The sequence below is a fragment of the Dactylosporangium sp. NPDC051485 genome, assembly GCF_040682015.1.
GTDB lineage: Bacteria > Actinomycetota > Actinomycetes > Mycobacteriales > Micromonosporaceae > Dactylosporangium.
Map to the genome: position 1 here is coordinate 1 of NZ_JBFAZW010000074.1, position 15,813 is coordinate 15,813.

Annotated in this window: 15 protein-coding genes; 9 read left to right on the forward strand and 6 right to left on the reverse strand. The window is 72.5% G+C overall.

The features are described from left to right. The 5 genes from AB0M46_RS33955 to AB0M46_RS33975 all read left to right on the forward strand — a co-directional run. A partial coding sequence (locus AB0M46_RS33955; protein WP_363342846.1) for a phosphopantetheine-binding protein occupies positions 1-327 on the forward strand: 327 nt, incomplete at its 5' end. A gap of 144 nt (positions 328-471) precedes the next feature. Next, the gene (locus AB0M46_RS33960; protein ID WP_363342848.1) at positions 472-1,395 is read left to right on the forward strand and encodes a thiamine pyrophosphate-dependent dehydrogenase E1 component subunit alpha; all 924 of its coding nucleotides are present in this window, start codon (positions 472-474) and stop codon (positions 1,393-1,395) included. Continuing rightward, entirely contained in the window at positions 1,392-2,384 is a 993-nt protein-coding gene (locus AB0M46_RS33965; RefSeq protein WP_363342850.1) for a transketolase C-terminal domain-containing protein, read from the forward strand. Before AB0M46_RS33960 ends, AB0M46_RS33965 begins: the two co-directional genes overlap by 4 nt. Then, a complete protein-coding gene (locus AB0M46_RS33970) occupies positions 2,381-3,499 on the forward strand; it encodes a 2-oxo acid dehydrogenase subunit E2 (RefSeq protein ID WP_363342852.1) in 1,119 nt (372 codons plus the stop codon). Before AB0M46_RS33965 ends, AB0M46_RS33970 begins: the two co-directional genes overlap by 4 nt. A 115-nt stretch (positions 3,500-3,614) precedes the next feature. Then, positions 3,615-4,292, forward strand: coding sequence for a response regulator transcription factor (locus tag AB0M46_RS33975; RefSeq protein WP_363342854.1), 678 nt, complete (start codon positions 3,615-3,617; stop codon positions 4,290-4,292). Positions 4,293-4,467: 175 nt separating this feature from the next. Here AB0M46_RS33975 and AB0M46_RS33980 read toward each other — a convergent pair whose 3' ends face one another. The 5 genes from AB0M46_RS33980 to AB0M46_RS34000 all read right to left on the reverse strand — a co-directional run bounded on the left by AB0M46_RS33980 (position 4,468) and on the right by AB0M46_RS34000 (position 10,500). Continuing rightward, positions 4,468-5,277 carry an SAM-dependent methyltransferase gene (locus AB0M46_RS33980; RefSeq protein ID WP_363342856.1) on the reverse strand — a complete coding sequence of 270 codons (810 nt, stop codon included), beginning with the start codon at positions 5,275-5,277 and terminating at the stop codon, positions 4,468-4,470. Positions 5,278-5,443: 166 nt separating this feature from the next. Beyond that, entirely contained in the window at positions 5,444-5,998 is a 555-nt protein-coding gene (locus tag AB0M46_RS33985) for a hemerythrin domain-containing protein (protein WP_363342858.1), read from the reverse strand. A gap of 134 nt (positions 5,999-6,132) precedes the next feature. Further along, a complete protein-coding gene (locus AB0M46_RS33990; protein ID WP_363342860.1) occupies positions 6,133-7,122 on the reverse strand; it encodes a LacI family DNA-binding transcriptional regulator in 990 nt (329 codons plus the stop codon). A gap of 100 nt (positions 7,123-7,222) precedes the next feature. Next, positions 7,223-8,932 (reverse strand): ABC transporter ATP-binding protein, encoded by a 1,710-nt coding sequence (locus tag AB0M46_RS33995; RefSeq protein WP_363342862.1) that lies wholly within the window; start codon positions 8,930-8,932, stop codon positions 7,223-7,225. Then, the gene (locus AB0M46_RS34000; RefSeq protein WP_363342864.1) at positions 8,929-10,500 is read right to left on the reverse strand and encodes an ABC transporter ATP-binding protein; all 1,572 of its coding nucleotides are present in this window, start codon (positions 10,498-10,500) and stop codon (positions 8,929-8,931) included. The genes AB0M46_RS33995 and AB0M46_RS34000 overlap by 4 nt, the downstream gene beginning before the upstream one ends. A 281-nt stretch (positions 10,501-10,781) precedes the next feature. On the opposite strand from AB0M46_RS34000, the gene AB0M46_RS34005 reads away from it, so the two are divergent. After that, on the forward strand, positions 10,782-11,723 hold the full coding sequence (locus AB0M46_RS34005) for a cyclase family protein (RefSeq protein ID WP_363342866.1): 942 nt from the start codon (positions 10,782-10,784) through the stop codon (positions 11,721-11,723). A 40-nt stretch (positions 11,724-11,763) separates the two neighbouring features. On the opposite strand, the gene AB0M46_RS34010 is transcribed toward AB0M46_RS34005, so the two are convergent. Then, positions 11,764-12,795: a LysR family transcriptional regulator gene (locus AB0M46_RS34010; protein WP_363342868.1), complete on the reverse strand. Its 1,032-nt coding sequence runs from the start codon at positions 12,793-12,795 to the stop codon at positions 11,764-11,766. Between AB0M46_RS34010 and AB0M46_RS34015 the strand changes: the two genes are divergently transcribed. The 3 genes from AB0M46_RS34015 (at position 12,788) to AB0M46_RS34025 (ending at position 15,750) form a co-directional block, all read left to right on the forward strand. After that, entirely contained in the window at positions 12,788-13,327 is a 540-nt protein-coding gene (locus tag AB0M46_RS34015) for an NADPH-dependent FMN reductase (protein ID WP_363342870.1), read from the forward strand. The genes AB0M46_RS34010 and AB0M46_RS34015 overlap by 8 nt on opposite strands. A 95-nt stretch (positions 13,328-13,422) precedes the next feature. Continuing rightward, complete coding sequence (locus tag AB0M46_RS34020; protein ID WP_363342872.1) at positions 13,423-14,520, forward strand: crosslink repair DNA glycosylase YcaQ family protein; 1,098 nt, start codon at positions 13,423-13,425, stop codon at positions 14,518-14,520. A gap of 246 nt (positions 14,521-14,766) precedes the next feature. Beyond that, the gene (locus AB0M46_RS34025; RefSeq protein ID WP_363342874.1) at positions 14,767-15,750 is read left to right on the forward strand and encodes a hypothetical protein; all 984 of its coding nucleotides are present in this window, start codon (positions 14,767-14,769) and stop codon (positions 15,748-15,750) included. The last annotated feature ends 63 nt before the right edge of the window (positions 15,751-15,813 follow it).

Below are 15,813 nucleotides of genomic sequence, written 5' to 3' on the forward strand. Positions count from 1 at the left end.
GACGCGCCGCTCGCCGCCGCCGAACCGCTCGCGCCGCTCGGCGACGCGGTCACGCCGCAGGCCGGACCGGCCGGCGCGGCGGAGCCCGGCGCCGGGGACACGGGCGACGAGGTGACCGAGCAGGTGCGCCGGATCTGGCAGGAGGTGCTGCGGATGCCGTACGTCGGGCTGGACGACGACCTGTACGACCTCGGCGGCCACTCGCTCGTCATCACCCAGATCGCCGCCCGGATCAAGAAGCAGCTCGGCGCCGACGTGGCCTTCGAGGTCTTCCTCGACCAGCCGACGATCCGTGGGGTGGTCGACGCCATCCGGGCCGGCCAGTGACCGACCGCGCAGAGCCCGGCCGACGCCCGGCGGGCGCTGCCGGCGGCGCAGGCAGGACGCGTCGCCCCGACCGGCCGGCCTGCTGGCGCGCCGGCGCGACCCACCAACCACGGGGAAAGACCAGATGACCACGGGGGAGACCAGATGACCGCCGTCGCCGTCGAGCCGCGGCTGACCGAACTCGCCGATGCCGACCTGGAGTCGCTGCTGCTGATCCGGCACTTCGAGCAACGCCTGCTGGAGCTGTTCTCGGCCGGCCTGCTGCACGGCACCACGCACACCTGCCTGGGCCAGGAGTACGTCGCGGTGGCGATCTCGGGCCTGCTCACCGACGCCGACCACGTGTTCAGCAACCACCGCGGGCACGGCCACTACCTGGCCCGCTTCGCCGACCCGGAGGGGCTGCTCGCCGAGATCATGGGGCGCGAGGGCGGTGTCTGCCACGGGGTGGGCGGCAGCCAGCACCTGTACCGGGAGGGGTACCTGTCCACCGGCGTGCAGGGCGAGAGCCTGCCGCTGGCGGCCGGGGTGGCCATGAAGCTCAAGCGCACCGGCCACGGTGGACTGTCCTGTGTGTACATCGGGGACGGCACCTGGGGCGAGGGTGCGGTGTACGAGGCGCTCAACCTCATCGCCCTGCACGCCCTGCCGGTCCTGGTGGTGGTCGAGCACAACGGCATCGCCCAGTCCACGCCGACCGCGCGGCAGATGGCCGGCACCATCGCCGGGCGCGCCGCCGCGTTCGGCGTCGCGCACCGCCGGATCGACTCCGTCGACGTCGCCGCGATCCGGACCGAGCTGGCCCCGCTGGTCGAGCAGGTGCGCACCGGGCACCGGCCGCTGGTGGTGGAGTTCGCCACCCACCGGATCGGCCCGCACAGCAAGGGCGACGACACCCGCACGGACGAGGAGATCGCCCGGGTGCGGGCGGCCGACTGGCTGCCGCGGTACCGCCGGGACCACCCGGAACAGACGGCGCGGCTCGAGCCCGCGGTCTGGGCCAGGATGGACGCGGTGGCCGGCGAGGTCTCCGCCCGCCCGCAGAGCACCTGGGAGCGTTCGGCATGAGGGTGGCGGAGAACCTGAACTTGGCGCTGCACGGCGTGCTCGCCGACGACCCGGGCGTGCACGTGCTGGGCGAGGACATCACCGACCCGTACGGCGGCGCGTTCAAGGCCACCCGCGGGCTGTCCGACCGGTTCCCCGACCGGGTGCACGCCATGCCGCTGAGCGAGAACACCATCGTCGGCGTGGCGGGCGGGCTCGCCCTGGCCGGCGACAAGGCCATCGTGGAGATCATGTTCTCCGACTTCGTCGGGCTGGCCTTCGACGCGGTGCTCAACCTGCTGTCCAAGTCGGTCACCATGTACGGGCGGCGGGTGCCGATGCCGGTGGTGGTGCGCTGCCCGACCGGCGGCGGCCGGGGCTACGGCCCGACGCACAGCCAGAGCCTGCAGAAGCACTTCCTGGGCATCCCGGGCCTGTCGGTGCACGAGATGTCGCCGTTCCACGAGATCCGCGACCAGTTCGACACCATGCTCGCAAGCGGCGAACCCTGCCTGTACTTCGAGGACAAGGTGCTCTACACGCGCCCGATGTACACCGGCGGCGTGGTGGACGACCTGCTGCGCTACGAGCTGGTGGACGGCGTCGCCCAGGTCTACGCCGAGGACCCGCAGGCGGCGACCTGCGTGGTCATCGCGCCCGGCGGGGTGGCCCACCGGGCGATGGCGGCGATCCGCTCGGTGCTCGTCGAGGACGAGATTTCCTGTGTACTGCTGGTGCCGGACCGGCTGTACCCGTTCGACGTGGGGCCGCTGCTGCCGCTGCTGGCCCGGGCCGGTGCGGTCGTCGTCGCCGAGGAGAGCACCGCCGGTGGCACCTGGGGCGCCGACGTGGCCGCCGCCGTGCACGAGCAGCTGTGGGGCCGCCTGCGCCGCCCGGTGGTGCTCGCCCACTCGGCCGGCAGCGTGATACCCACCGCCGTGCACCTGGAGCGCACCGTGCTGCTGCAGGAGGAGAACATCCGCGACGCGATCAGAAAGGCCGTGGCATGACGGGGGCCGACCTTCGGGTACCGAAGCTGAACACCAACGACGAGAGCTACGTGCTGCTGGAGTGGCTGGTCGACGACGGCGAGCCGGTGCGCCGCGACGACCCGGTCGCCTCGGTGGAGACGTCGAAGGCGGTCGAGGAGCTGGTGAGCCCGGGCGATGGGGTGCTGCGCCGGCTGCTGCCCGTCGGCGCGTCCTGCGCCGCCGGCGACCTGATCGGCCGGGTCTCCCCGGACGGCGACCCGGGGCCGGTCCCCGCCGCGACGCCGGCCGCCGCCGCGGCGGGTGGTGGTGGCGCCGCCGTGGTGATCACCGCACCCGCCCAGGCCCTCATCGACGAGCTCGGCCTGGACCCGGCACTGGTCGCGTCGCTCGGCGTGGCGGTGGTCAAGCGCGCCGACATCCTGGCGCTGGCCGGGTCGGCGGCGGCCCGGCACGCGCTCAGCCCCCGCCAGCAGGCGATCGGCCGCACCGTCACCCTGTCCCACGCCACCATCCCGGCCGCGTACAGCGTGGTGAAGGTCGAGGTGGACGCGGCCCTCGCGGCGGCGGGCCGGCTCACCCGCCAGCTGCGCCGGCTGGTCGGCCTGCCCGACCTGCTGGTGGCGGCGGTCGCCCGGCAGCACGCCACCTTCCCGCTGTTCTTCGCGCGCCTGGTGGACGAGCGCACCGCCGAGCTGGCCGACCGGCCGAACGTGGGCGTCACCTTCGACCTGGGCACCGGGCTGCACATCCCGGTGGTGCCGGACGCGGCCACCCTGCCGGTGGCACAGATCGCCGAGCGGCTCACCGAGTACCGCCGGCTGGCCGGGCAGGGCGCGTTCCGCGAGGAGCAGCTCGCCGGGGCCAACATCGTGGTCACCCTGCACCACGACGGTGGCATCGTCCTCGCGGTACCCATGATCTTCCCCGGCCAGGTGTGCGCGCTGGCGCTCGCCGCACCGCAGCGGGAGCTCGTCCTCGACGAGGCCGGGGCCGTCCAGGCGCGCACCGTGGCGCAGATCGGGCTGGCGTACGACCACCGGCTGGTCAACGGCCGGGACGCGGCGCTGTTCCTGCACGCGATCCGGGACTGCCTGGAGGCGCCGGGCGAGCACCTGCTCGACCGCGACGCCTGATCCGGGCCGGCCTCGCCGAGGTGGGCTGCGCGTCGCGGGGTCTGAGGGCACCCGGCAGTCGTCGATCCGACACCTTGCACCCCTACCGGCCGGTTGCGCGGCATGATCTAAAGCCGTGACCCGACTGCTGCTCGTGCAAAGCGAGCCGGCGTCGGCCGTGGCGCTGGCCGGGGTGCTGCGCGGGGAGGCCTTCGACGTGCGGGTCGCGGGCACCGGGGCCGGGGCGCTGGTGGACCTCGACGAGCACGGTGCCGACGTGGTGCTGCTCGACGCGACCCTGCCCGACCTGGCCGGGGCCGAGCTGTGCCGGCGGCTGCGGGCCCGGTCGCGCGTGGGCATCCTCGTGCTGGGCGCCCGGCACAGCGTGGACGACGCGGTGCTGGCCCTGGAGTGCGGCGCCGACGACTACCTGGCCAAGCCCTACGGGGTGCGGGAGTTCCTCGCCCGGATCCGGGCCATCGAGCGGCGGTGCGCCGGCGGGCGGGCCGACCGGCCCGGGGTGCTCACCGCCGGGCCGCTGCGCCTGGACGCCGGGGCGGTCACGGCCAGCCTGGGCGGGCGGCCGCTCGACCTGCCGCTCAAGGAGTTCCAGCTGCTCGAGGCGCTGGTGCGCAACGCCGGGCGGACGCTCGGGCGCGAGCAGTTGCTCGCCGCGGTGTGGGGCGGGCCGGGGGAGGCCAGCAACACCCTGAGCGTGCACGTCAAGCGGCTGCGGGCCAAGCTCGAGGCGGACCCGGCCGCGCCCCGGCACCTGATCACGGTCCGCGGCGTCGGCTACCGCTACCTGCCATAACGCGACAATCCAGCCGGCTTGGACCGCCTCTGGTTCGGGTGCCTGCGGCTTCGGCCGCCTCCCGGCTTCGGGATAGGGTCCGCCGGGCTGCGGCCGACGGCGGCCAGCACCTCCGGGGGTTTCGGGCGCCTCCGGCTTTGGGCGCCTGCGGTTTCGGCTGCCTCCCGGCGTTGGGTCAGGGCGCCGCCGGCTTGCGGCCGACGGCGGCCAGCACCTCCGGGCGGGGCTCCACGCCGGCGTCCTGCGGGTCCGGGTGCCAGCCGGTGACCGGCACGACGCCCGGCTCGAGCAGTTCGAGGCCGTCGAGAAGATGGCTGATCTGCTCCGCCGTGCGCAGGTGCAGCGGGGTCGAGGTGCGCTGGTAGGCGGCGGTCACGATGTCGGCTTCCTCGGGCCGGGGCGGCGGCGACCCGTGCGACAGCGCGACGAAGCTGCCGGGCGCGACCGCGTCGCGGAAGCGGGCCACGATGCCGGCCGGGTCGTCGGCGTCGGGCACGAAGTGCAGCACCGCGATGAGCATCACCGCGATCGGCCGGTCGAGGTCGAACAGCCCGGTCACCTCCGGGTGGCGCAGGATGTCGTCCGGCCCGCGCACGTCGCCGACCAGCGCGGTGGCGCGGTCGTTGTGGGTCAGGATCGCCTTGCCGTGGGCCACGGCGACGGCGTCGATGTCGACGTACACGACCCGGGCGTCCGGCGCGGCCGCCTGGGCCACCTCGTGCACGCAGGCCAGCGCCGGGATGCCGGAGCCGATGTCGAGGAACTGGCGCACGCCCTCGGACACCAGCCGGCGCACCACCCGGCCCAGGTAGGCCCGGTTGGCCAGGCCGACCTTGCGCGCATCGGGCGCCATGGCGACCACGCGCTCGACCATCTCCCGATCGGCCGCGAAGTTGTGGAAGCCGCCGAGCGAGTAGTCGTACATCCGCGCGGCATTCGGGACGTTGATGTCGATGCCCTCGGGGGCCCACTCAGGCCGCGTCATGCCATCCTCACCTTCCGCAGTCCTGAGGACGAACTTAGACGGTACGGCGGCACATGAGCCATGCGGCCGAGGCGCCGGCGGGGTCGTTCCTGGCGCGGTGACGTCCGGCCGGACGGCGCGGCCCCGCTCGGCGCGGCGGGGCCGATTCCGTGCCTTCGGCGTGCGTTCAGGACCTGCGCAGCGCGTCGCGAGCCTTGTCGAACAGCGCCAGCGGCGGGCCGAGCACGATGTTGGCCGTCGCGGACTCGCCCGCCGACGGATGCGGACGGGTCGGGGCCGCCCGCTCCGCCGCCTCGAACACCGCCGCCATCCGCCGCAGCTGCTCGGGGCCGACGTTGCTGCGCAGCTGCGAGAACTCCTCGCGCTCCTCGTTCGTGGCGTGCGCCACGACGTGCTGCGCGCACCGGGCCAGCCGCTCGTGGAACTCCGGGTGGTCCACACCCAGGTCGTAGAGGTCCGACAGCATCCGCTTGGCCTCGGCCTCCTCGTGCAGCCGCTCGGCGACGACCCGCTGGCCACCCTCGCCGATCGCCTTGCGCGCGGCCGGGTGCACGAGCTGTTCCTCGGCGCTCTCGTGCACCGCGAGCAGCCGGACGAGGTCGTAGAACTCGCTGCGCTTGCGGTCGCCCTGGGCCGTGGCCACCCGGCTGAACAGGGCCTTGATCTCCTCGTGCTGGGCGAGCAGGACGTCGACGACGTCCCGCTGGTGCACCTGCGTCACGATCACCACATCCTTCGGTAGGACCCGGCGAGTACCCGCAGGTCGGGGCCGTGAACAATTCGCGGCCACGGTGCCTGGCGGGCCCGGCCACGGTTGCAAGAATCGTGGCCGGGCCTGCAAGCGTTTGCAGTCCCCTACGCGGGGCAGGCGGCGGTCGAGTCCCGCACGATGAGCTCCGGCTCGAACAGCTCCTCCTCCAGCGGCACCGGCCGCCGCTCGATCTGCGCGACCAGCGAGTGCACCGCGGCCACCCCGATCGCCTGGAACGGCTGGCGCACCGTGGTCAGCGGCGGGTCCATCATCGGCATGTACATCGAGTCGTCGAAGCCCACCACGGACAGCTGCTCCGGCACCCGCAGCCCCTGCCTGCGGGCGCCGCGGATGGCCCCGAGGGCGAGCGTGTCGCTGGCGCAGACCACCCCGGTCGCCCCGGCCGCCAGCAGCGGCGCCACCGCGCTCTGCCCGCCGGCGATGGAGAACATGGTGTGCGCGACCAGCCGCTGCCGGTCGGCGTCGTCGACCAGCCGCCGGAACTCGGCCAGCTTGCGCTGCGATGGCACGTGCCCGCGCGGGCCGACGATCAGGCCGATCTTCTTGTGGCCGAGATCGCGCAGGTGCTGCACGGCGAGGTCCACCGCGACCGCGTCGTCGACGGCTATCCGCGGTACACCCGCATTCTCGTCCGCCTCGTTGATGAGCACGGTCGGCAGCTTGCGGGCCCGCAGCGCCTTGGTCTGCTCCGGCCCGGCGTCGGCGTAGCTGGCCCCGACGAAGACGATCCCGGCCACCTTGCGGGCCAGCAGCATCTTGATGTAGTGCGCCTCCGACACCTCGTCGGCCGTGCGGGTGCACAGCACCGGGATGAGGTTGCGCCGCACCAGCGCCCCGGCCATCGCCTCCGCGTAGGCCGGGAAGATCGGGTTGTGCAGGTCGGGCAGCACCAACCCGACGAGGCTGCCGAACTCCCGCCGGTGCCGGGTGGGCCGCTGGTAGCCGAGCACGTCGAGCGCGGTCAGCACGGCGTTGCGGGTGTCCTCCCCGATCCCGGGCACGTCGCGCAGCACCCGGCTCACGGTCGCCTCGCTGTACCCCGCGTACTTCGCCACCTCGGAGAGCCTCGTCACCCCCGCATCGTACGTCCGCGGAAAGAACCGTCGCCATAGCCGCAAGAACCCGATGATCTCCGGTACTGCTCGCGAATTTTTCGTTGCTGAACGTGAGGACTCAGCCGCGCCACTGCCGCCAGAGTCTGGCGTACGGACCGTCGTGCGTGATCAGGTCGTCGTGGGTGCCCAACTCGATGATCCTGCCCGAGTCCATCACCGCGATCCGGTCCGCGTCGTGGGCCGTCTGCAGGCGGTGGGCGATGGCGATCACCGTGCGGTTGTGCAGCACGGCGGCCAGCGCCCGCTCCGCCACGCGGGCCGCGCGCGGGTCCAGCAGTGCGGTCGCTTCGTCGAGGATCACCGTGTGCGGGTCGGCCAGCAGCACCCGGGCCAGCGCGAGTTGCTGCGCCTGGGCACCGGTCAGCGGGTGCTCGCCGAGGTCGTCGTCCAGGTCCCGGGCCCAATCCGCGCCGACCGTGCGCAGCGCCTCGGCCAGGCGGTCGTCCGGCGCCGGCACCATGAGGTTGTCCCGGACCGTCTCGCGGAAGACGTGGTGTTCCTGGGTCACCAGGACCACCTGCCGGCGCAGCAGATCCGGCGGAAGATCGGCCACCGCGACGCCGCCGACGGTGACCGTGCCGGTGTGCGGACGGTCCACGCCGGCCAGGAGCCGGCCCAGGGTGGACTTGCCGGCCCCGGAGAGCCCGACGATCGCCAGCCGTTCGCCGGGCTGGACCGTGAGATCCACGTCGTGCAGCACGTCCGGCCCGCCGGGGTAGGCGTAGCGGACGCCGTGCACCTCGATACGGTCGCTCACCGGGGCGGCCGTGGCCGTCGCCGGGGCCGCCGGCACGGTGGCCAGCCCCTCGACCCGGGCGAACGATGCGCTGCTGCTCTGCAACTGCTCCAGCCAGATCAGGACGGTGTCCATCGGTCCGATCACCTGACGCAGGTACAGGGTGGCCGCGACGACGGTGCCGAGCGTGATCCGCCCGTCGCGGTAGAGCAGGCCGCCGATCAGGAGCACCAGGACGACCGGGATGTTGTACGAGCCTTCGGCCATCGGGAAGAACCACGACCGCAGCCGCAGGGTGGCCAGCCGGCTGCGCCTGGTCCGGGCGATCGCGGCCCGGCCCACCGCCAGCCGGGATCGCTGCAGCCGGAAGGCCTCGATGGTGCGCGCTCCGGCCGTGGTCGCCGCCAGCTCCTCCGCCAGTTCGGAGTTCGCGGCGCCCTCCTCAAGGTACGCATTGCGGGCCCGTCGCAGGTACCCGCGGATGATGATCACGATGCCGGACAGCCCGAGGAGGCCGGCCATACCGAGCAGCGGGTCGAGCACGAGCACCGCCGTGACCAGGAACAGCAGATGGACGCCGGCCACGAACACGCCCGGCAGCACATCGCGCAGCGCGCCGGTGACCGCGTCCACATCGGTCGTGCCGCGGGCGGCCAGGTCGCCTGGCGGCACCCGCTCGATCACCGAGGCGGGCAGGCTCAGCGCGCGGCTCAGGAAGCCGATCCGGATGCGGGCCGCGGTGCGCTCCCCGAACCGGTATCCGAGCAGCAGCGCCCACCGGGCGAGCAGCGTCTGGGCCAGCGCGCACAGCAGCACGGCGCCGGCCAGCAGGTCGATCCGGGCGGTGGCGCGGGGTCCCGTGACCGCGTCGATGATCCGGCCCAGCAGGTACGGCGCGCCCAGGGCGGCCACCGCGGCCAGCACGTTCAGCAGGAGCATCGCGGCGGCGGCCCACTTGTCGGCGGCGATCAGCCGGCCGGCTGCCCGGGCGACCTGACGGGTGTCCGCGATCGGCAGCGTCGAGGTGCTCACCGTGCCTCCTGCGCCGCGGTGAATGTCCGGCTCACCAGGTCGCGGTACCCGGGCTCGGTCTCCAGCAGTTCGCGGTGCGTTGCGGAGGCGGCGACCCGGCCGTCGACCAGGTAGATCACGACGTCGGCCCGGTCCAGCAGCACCGGCGAGGTGGTGGACAGCAGGGTGCCCCGTCCGGTGCGGGCCACGGCCAGCCGCTCGGCGATAGCCGCCTCGGTGTGCGCGTCCACCGCCGAGGTCGGCTCGGCCGCGAGCAGCATCTCCGGGTCGGCGGCCAGCGCCCGGGCCAGCCGGACCCGCTGTCGCTGGCCGCCGGAGAGGTTTCGGCCGTCGCGTTCGATGCGGTGGTCGAGCCCGCCGATGTCGGTTGCCACCGCGGACCTGATTGCCTGCCGTACCGCGTCGTCGCCGACGCCGGCACCGCCCGCGACCGCATCCCGCAGCGTCCCGGCGAACAGGTCCGCCTCGTGGTCGGCGACCAGAATTCGTTCGCGGACCGCCGGTTTGGCCACCTCGGCGATGTTGTAGGGGCCCCAGGTGGCGGCGGTCTCCCCGTACCGCCCGAGCCGGTCAATGATCGCGGCCGCATCGCCGGCGCGCCGCGAGACCAGCATGGTCAGCCGGCCCGGTTCGGCGACGACGCCGGACTCCGGGTCGCGCAGGGTCGCCGGGCCGCCTGGGGCCGCGCCACTGCCCGGCTCCTCGACGGGCAACCGCAGGAACGCGATGATCCGCCGGGCAGCGATCACCCCGCGGCTGACGTCGCCGGCGCTGATGATCAGCATCCAGGTGGGCACCACGAGGATCGCCACGTACCCGTACACCGCGACCAGTTCGCCCGCGGTGAGATCGCCGCGGACCGCCAGCCGCGCGGCCAGCCAGGTGACCCCGGCCAGAAAGATCGTCGGAAGGCCGTCGCCCAGCGCGTTGATCCAGCTCAGCGCCCCGCCCATCCGGTATCCCTCGGCCCGGACTGCGTCCGACTGGGCGGTGAACCGGCGCAGGTGGGCTTCCTTGCCGCCCAGGCCGTTGAGGATACGCAGCCCATCGAGCACATCGACCAGGCGCGCGGCCAGCTGACCCCGCCGCTCCCGGTACTCGCCGCCGGCGGTGTTGACCCGCCGCAGCAGTGGTCCGAGCACCATCGCCAGCACCGTGACCCCGGCCGCCACCACCAACGCGATCATCCCGGACACCCGCACGAGCAGGGTCATCACGACCGCATATGCGACGACCGCGCCCACACCCGGCCCCGTCACGGTCAGCGCCCGCGCGACCAGCCACACGTCCCCGATGCCGATGGTGACCACCTCACCCGCGGTGATCCGGCGGGGGAGTGCGGCACCCAGCTCCACCCCATGTGCCATGACCGCGTCGGCCGTGCGCAACGCACCGTCCAACCGGATGTTCGTCATGGTCCGGTGCCGGAGGATGCCGAGCACCGCGTTCGCCACACCCACCACAAAGATCGCGCCGGCCCAGGCGACGAGAGGACCAGTCTGCCGCGGGTGCAGGCCCCGATCAATGGCCTGGGACATCAGGTACGGCGTGACCGCCAGACTGATCATCCAGAGCGAACTCCACAGCGCGCCGAGGGCGATCCGTCGTTTCTGCTCCCACGCCAGCCAACCCAGGTATCGTCCCGGCCCCCGTGTCCACATCCACGCATCATCTCCGATGCGTACCGCCCTTCGCCGACCCGGCGCTGGGGCATCCGCTAGGGCAGGCGGCCCGTCACGCTCCGCTCACGTATTCCCGGCGAGGTGGAGGATGGCCCGTGCCCGGAGTACGGTCGGGGGGCATACCTGCGATGCCTCGACCCGCGTGACCGGAGGGAGTCGGTGCTGGGATGACGGCAACACAGGACGACGTGCTCGGCTACTTCGACACGCTGTCAAACTGGGGACGATGGGGCGACGACGACGAGCTCGGGACGCTGAACCACATCACCGACGACGTCCGGCTGGCGGCGGCGCGGGCCGTGCGCCACGGCAGGAGCGTGTCGTGCGCATGGGAGGTCGCCGTACCGGACGAGATGGAGCGGTCGACGACGACGTGCCCGTGCGCCGCCGACATGCCGGGTGCCGAGGATATGCCGGTGCCCGGATTCCGCAACGACCGGCGCTGGGGCTTTTCGTCCGAGCGGCTCGGCATCACCTTCCACGGCAACACCATCACCCACGTCGACTCGCCGTGCCACATCGTCTGGGACGGCACCATGTACAACGGGCGGTCACACTCGTTGGTCGATGCCGCAACGGGATCGGCGTGGGCGGCCGTCACGGCGGCGGCGAACGGGATCGTGACGCGTGGTGTCCTGCTGGACATTGCGAGGGCCCGCGATGTGCCGTGGCTGGAGCCCGGGCAGGGCGTGTTTCCCGACGATCTCGAGGCAGCCGAGCGGCGCCAGGGCGTGCGGGTGCGATCCGGCGACGCGGTACTCCTGCGGACCGGCTCTGGCCGCGCCCGGCACGAGGCCGGTGCGGCCAGCGGTTTCACGCAGGCCGGCTGGCACGCGTCCTGCCTGCCGTGGCTGCATGAGCGGCAGGTCGCGCTGATCGGCGCTGACACCCCCCAGGACGTTCAGCCGTCGGGGTACGAAGACGTGTTGCTGCCGGTGCACGTCGTGGGTCTCGTCGCGATGGGTCTGTGGCTTCTCGACAACTGCGACCTGGAGGCGTGCGCGACGACGGCTGCCGAGCTCGGCCAGTGGGACTTCCACCTCGCGGTCGCACCGGTCCGCTTCGCCGGGACGTCCGGCAGCCCGGTCAACCCGATCGCCACATTCTGACCGCGGTTCGCCTTGACGACCCGCCCATCGAGTGCATCCACTAGCCGCGGGGCGCGGTGGGGGCAAGGCGTCGGCACACTTCGATGAAGTTCTCCAGTTCGGGGGCGAGCGGCCGGTCGCGCCAGCTCAGAAACATGCGGCTCGAACTCAACCCGGCTACGTCCCGCACGGTGAGCTTGGGGCGGCCGAATCGATGGGCGATTGAGCGGGGAAGGAAGGTGATGGTCCGACCGAGCTCGACAAGTCGGAGAGCCTCGGCCAGTCCCGTCACTGCGGGGCCGGGAGAGCAGGCGATGCCTGGCATCACACGCTCACGCCCCTGATAGAAGCGGTCGAGGTCGTCGGGCAGGTGGGGCCAACGGGCTACGGGCTCGGCCAGGAAGTCCTCAATCTTGAGGTCGCCGGCGCTGGCGAGCGGGTGGTCGACGTGCAGCACGGCGACACGGGGCTCGGTCCACAGCTCGGCTGAGTCGAGACCGGTCTCGGCGACCGGCCAGGCCACCAGGCATACATCGCACCTGCCTTGCCGGACCGCGGCGGCAAGTTCGTGGGTCTCGTGGAAGTCGACCTCGAGGTCGAGGTACAGCGGTGCGCCGGCGCACGTATCGAGCACCGCGGACAAGAACTCCGCGGCGCTGTCAGCCTTGACGCCGACCACGAGAGACCGTTGCTGCGCCGCTCGGATCGTCCGTGACTCGGCCGCCGTGGCGGCGTCGAGCACCTGCCTGGCCTCGGTGGCGAGCACCTGGCCTGCCCGGGTGAGGGTGAACCGCCGGGTGGTGCGCACCACGAGCCGGGCGCTGAGCCGTCGCTCGATGGCGGCCACGCCCCGGGACACGGACGGCTGTGTCATGCCCAGTTGCCGGCCGGCGGCCGAGAAGCTCTGGCACTCGGCCACGGTGGCGAACAGCCGGTAGTGGCGCAGCTCGAGGTTCATACGCTCAGCGTATAGGTGACCAGAACGGTTGGCAGTTCCCGAAGCCTCTGGATGGCGGGTTTCCTTGAAGAACGCGGGTGGGGAGCAGAGCCCCTGCCCCTGTGCGAGGCATTGCGAAGGAGCGATCGTGACCATCTCCGTCGGATATATCGTGGGCAGCCTGTCGGAGCAGTCCATCAACCGCCGGCTAGCTGACTACGTGGCGAGCCGGGCCCCGGCCGGGTTCGAACTCACTGAAATCCCGATCAGGGACCTGCCGCTGTACAACTACGACCTCGATCAGCAACCGCCTGCGGCAGCGGTTGCTTTCAAGCAGGCCATCGAATCCCACAACTCGGTGCTCTTCGTGACCCCGGAGTACAACCGCTCGATCCCCGGTGTGCTGAAGAACGCCATCGACTGGGGATCGCGCCCCTGGGGGCAGAACTCCTGGGACGGCCGCGAGGCCGCCGTCCTCGGTGCCGGGCTCAATGGCGCTGGAACCGCAGTCGCACAGTCGCACTTGCGCGGCATCCTGATCTACCTGGGGATGACGGTCGTAGGAACCCCGGAAGTGTGCGTCCCATGGAGCGACAGCATTCTCGACTCCAGCGTCACCGAAGCGTATGTAGATGGCTTCTGGCGACGGTTTGCCATCAGTCTGCGCACTCCGGATATGGTCCGATAAGCGGCGGGTCGGCCGGCCCGGTGCCCCTTCCCCGTGGGGTGGCCGGGCCACTCCGTGCTCGTCAAGGGTCGGTGGATCGAGGCTAGTCTCGGTCCGTGACCGTGCACGCCCTGTCCCGCGCCGACGCCCGCCGCCTTGCCGTGCGCGCCCAACTGCTGGACGCCCACCGCCCGAGCGGGATGTTCGATGCTGTACGCCGGTTGACGCTGCTGCAGAACGATCCGACCGCCGCCGTCGCGCCCAACGCCGACCTGGTCCTGTGGAGTCGTCTCGGCTCCGGCTACCGCCCGGCGCAGCTGCGCGACGCCATCGACGAGCAGGCCCTGCTGGAGCTGCGCGGCCTGATCCGGCCGCCGGAGGACCTCGCGCTGTATCGGGCGGACATGGCCGAGTGGCCGGGCCGTCCTCCGCTGCGGGATCGGCGGGAGGGCGTGCAGGGCTGGGTGGACGCCAACAACGGCTGCCGGCTGGACATCCTCGCCCGGCTTCGCGCCGACGGGCCGCTGCCCGCGCATGAGCTACCGGACACGTGCGTGATCCCGTGGCGCTCCTCCGGCTGGTCGAACGATCGCAACCTCCTGCGGATGATCGACTTCCTCGTGCAGCGCGGCGAGGTCGCGGCCGCCGGCCGGCGCGGCGCTGACCGGCTGTGGGACCTCGCCGAGCGGGTGTACCCGGACGACGTGGTGCCCTACGAGGACGCGGCGCGGATCCGTGACGAACGCCGGCTGCGCTCGCTGGGTATCGCGCGCGCCCGCGCCCCGCAGAACCCGGTCGAGCCGCTTGACGTACGGACCGCGGGCGAGCCCGCGGTGGTCGAGGGCGTGCAGGGCGAATGGCGGATCGACCCCGAACTGCTGGACCGGACGTTCACCGGCCGCGCCGCGCTGCTGTCCCCGCTGGACCGGCTCGTGTACGACCGCAAGCGGATGACCGAGCTGTTCGAGTACGACTACCAGCTGGAGATGTACAAGCCGGCCGCCAAGCGCCGCTGGGGCTACTGGGCGCTGCCGATCCTGTACGGCGACCGCCTGGTCGGCAAGCTCGACGCCACCGCCGACCGCAAGTCCGGCGTGCTTCGGGTGGACGCGATCCACCAGGACGTTGCGTTCAGCAAGGCGATGACCGCCGCACTGCAGGACGAGATCAACGACCTGGCGAACTGGCTCCACCTGACCCCGGTGACGACCTGAACAACGGCATCCCGCTGCGCGGTCGACGGCATGGCGTGCGTCGCCGGGTCCGCGGGACGGCTGCGAGCCGGACCGCGGGACGGTACCCCCGAAGCATCGTGCCGGGCGACCGGGGGATAGCCCCCGATCGCGTTCGGGGGGTGGTCGGATGGTGACCGGCGGGCGGTTCGCCGAGGCTGATGGGCATCCATGGTCATCATGCCGGTCGGTTGGAGACCGTCCGCTCGTCCCTGTCTGGAGCGTCCGATGCACGTTCTCACGAGGTTTGGCCACGCGGTGCGCGGGTGGCACCGGCCGCTGGTGTTCCACACGGCGCTCATGTTCGGGTTGGCGCTCTTCGCCGCGGTGGAAGTGTTCGCCGATGATCGGTTGTTACTGGGCGAGCCCGTGTGGGCGAAGCCGATGAAGTTCGGCGTGGCCATGGGCGTCTACAGCCTGACGCTGGCGTGGCTGCTCACCCGGCTGACGAAGGGGCGGCGTGCCGGATGGTGGGTCGGGACCGTCTTCGCGGTCGCCGGGGTGCTGGATGTCGGGGCGGTGGTGTGGGCCGCGGCGCACGGAACGTTCAGCCACTTCAACATGGACGCCGACGACGTGGCCCGGACCGTGCGGACGGTGTTCAACGTCGGCGTCATGCCGTTGATGCTGGTCACGCTGGTGATCGCGATCCTGCTGCTGATCCAGCGGACCGGTGACCGCGCCCTCACCCGCGCCCTGCGCGCCGGGCTCGGGCTCGCGTTCGCCAGCATGGCCGTGGCGCTCTGGCTCAGCATGTCCGCTGGGCCGGCGCCGCGCACGGAGATCGACGCGAACGGGCACGCGGTGTCCCTGGTCGGCGCGCACGGCATCGGCGACCCGGACGGGCACGGCATGTTCCTGACGAACTGGAGCACGACCGGCGGTGATCTGCGCGTGCCGCACTTCGTCGGTCTGCACGCCATCCAGGTGCTGCTGGCGGTGGCCGCGATCCTGAACGTGCTCGCGACCCGGCGTGCGTGGCTGCGCGCCGAGCGGGTCCGGGCCCGTCTGGTCGGGGCCGCCGTGTTCGGCTACGCCGGCGTGTTCGCCGTGCTGACCTGGCAGGCCGGGCGAGGCCAGTCCGTGGTGCACCCCGACGCGGCGACGCTGGTCGCGTTCGGCGCGGTCGCGGTACTCACCCTGATGGGAGCGGCCACCGCGGTCACGGCAGCCCGGAGGCCGATCGCGGAACTGGCCGCCGTGAAGGCCTGACGCGTCGGACCGGCGCGACACGGCGGGGGCGGCAACGGCGGTCATGAACGCCGCGGCACGTGA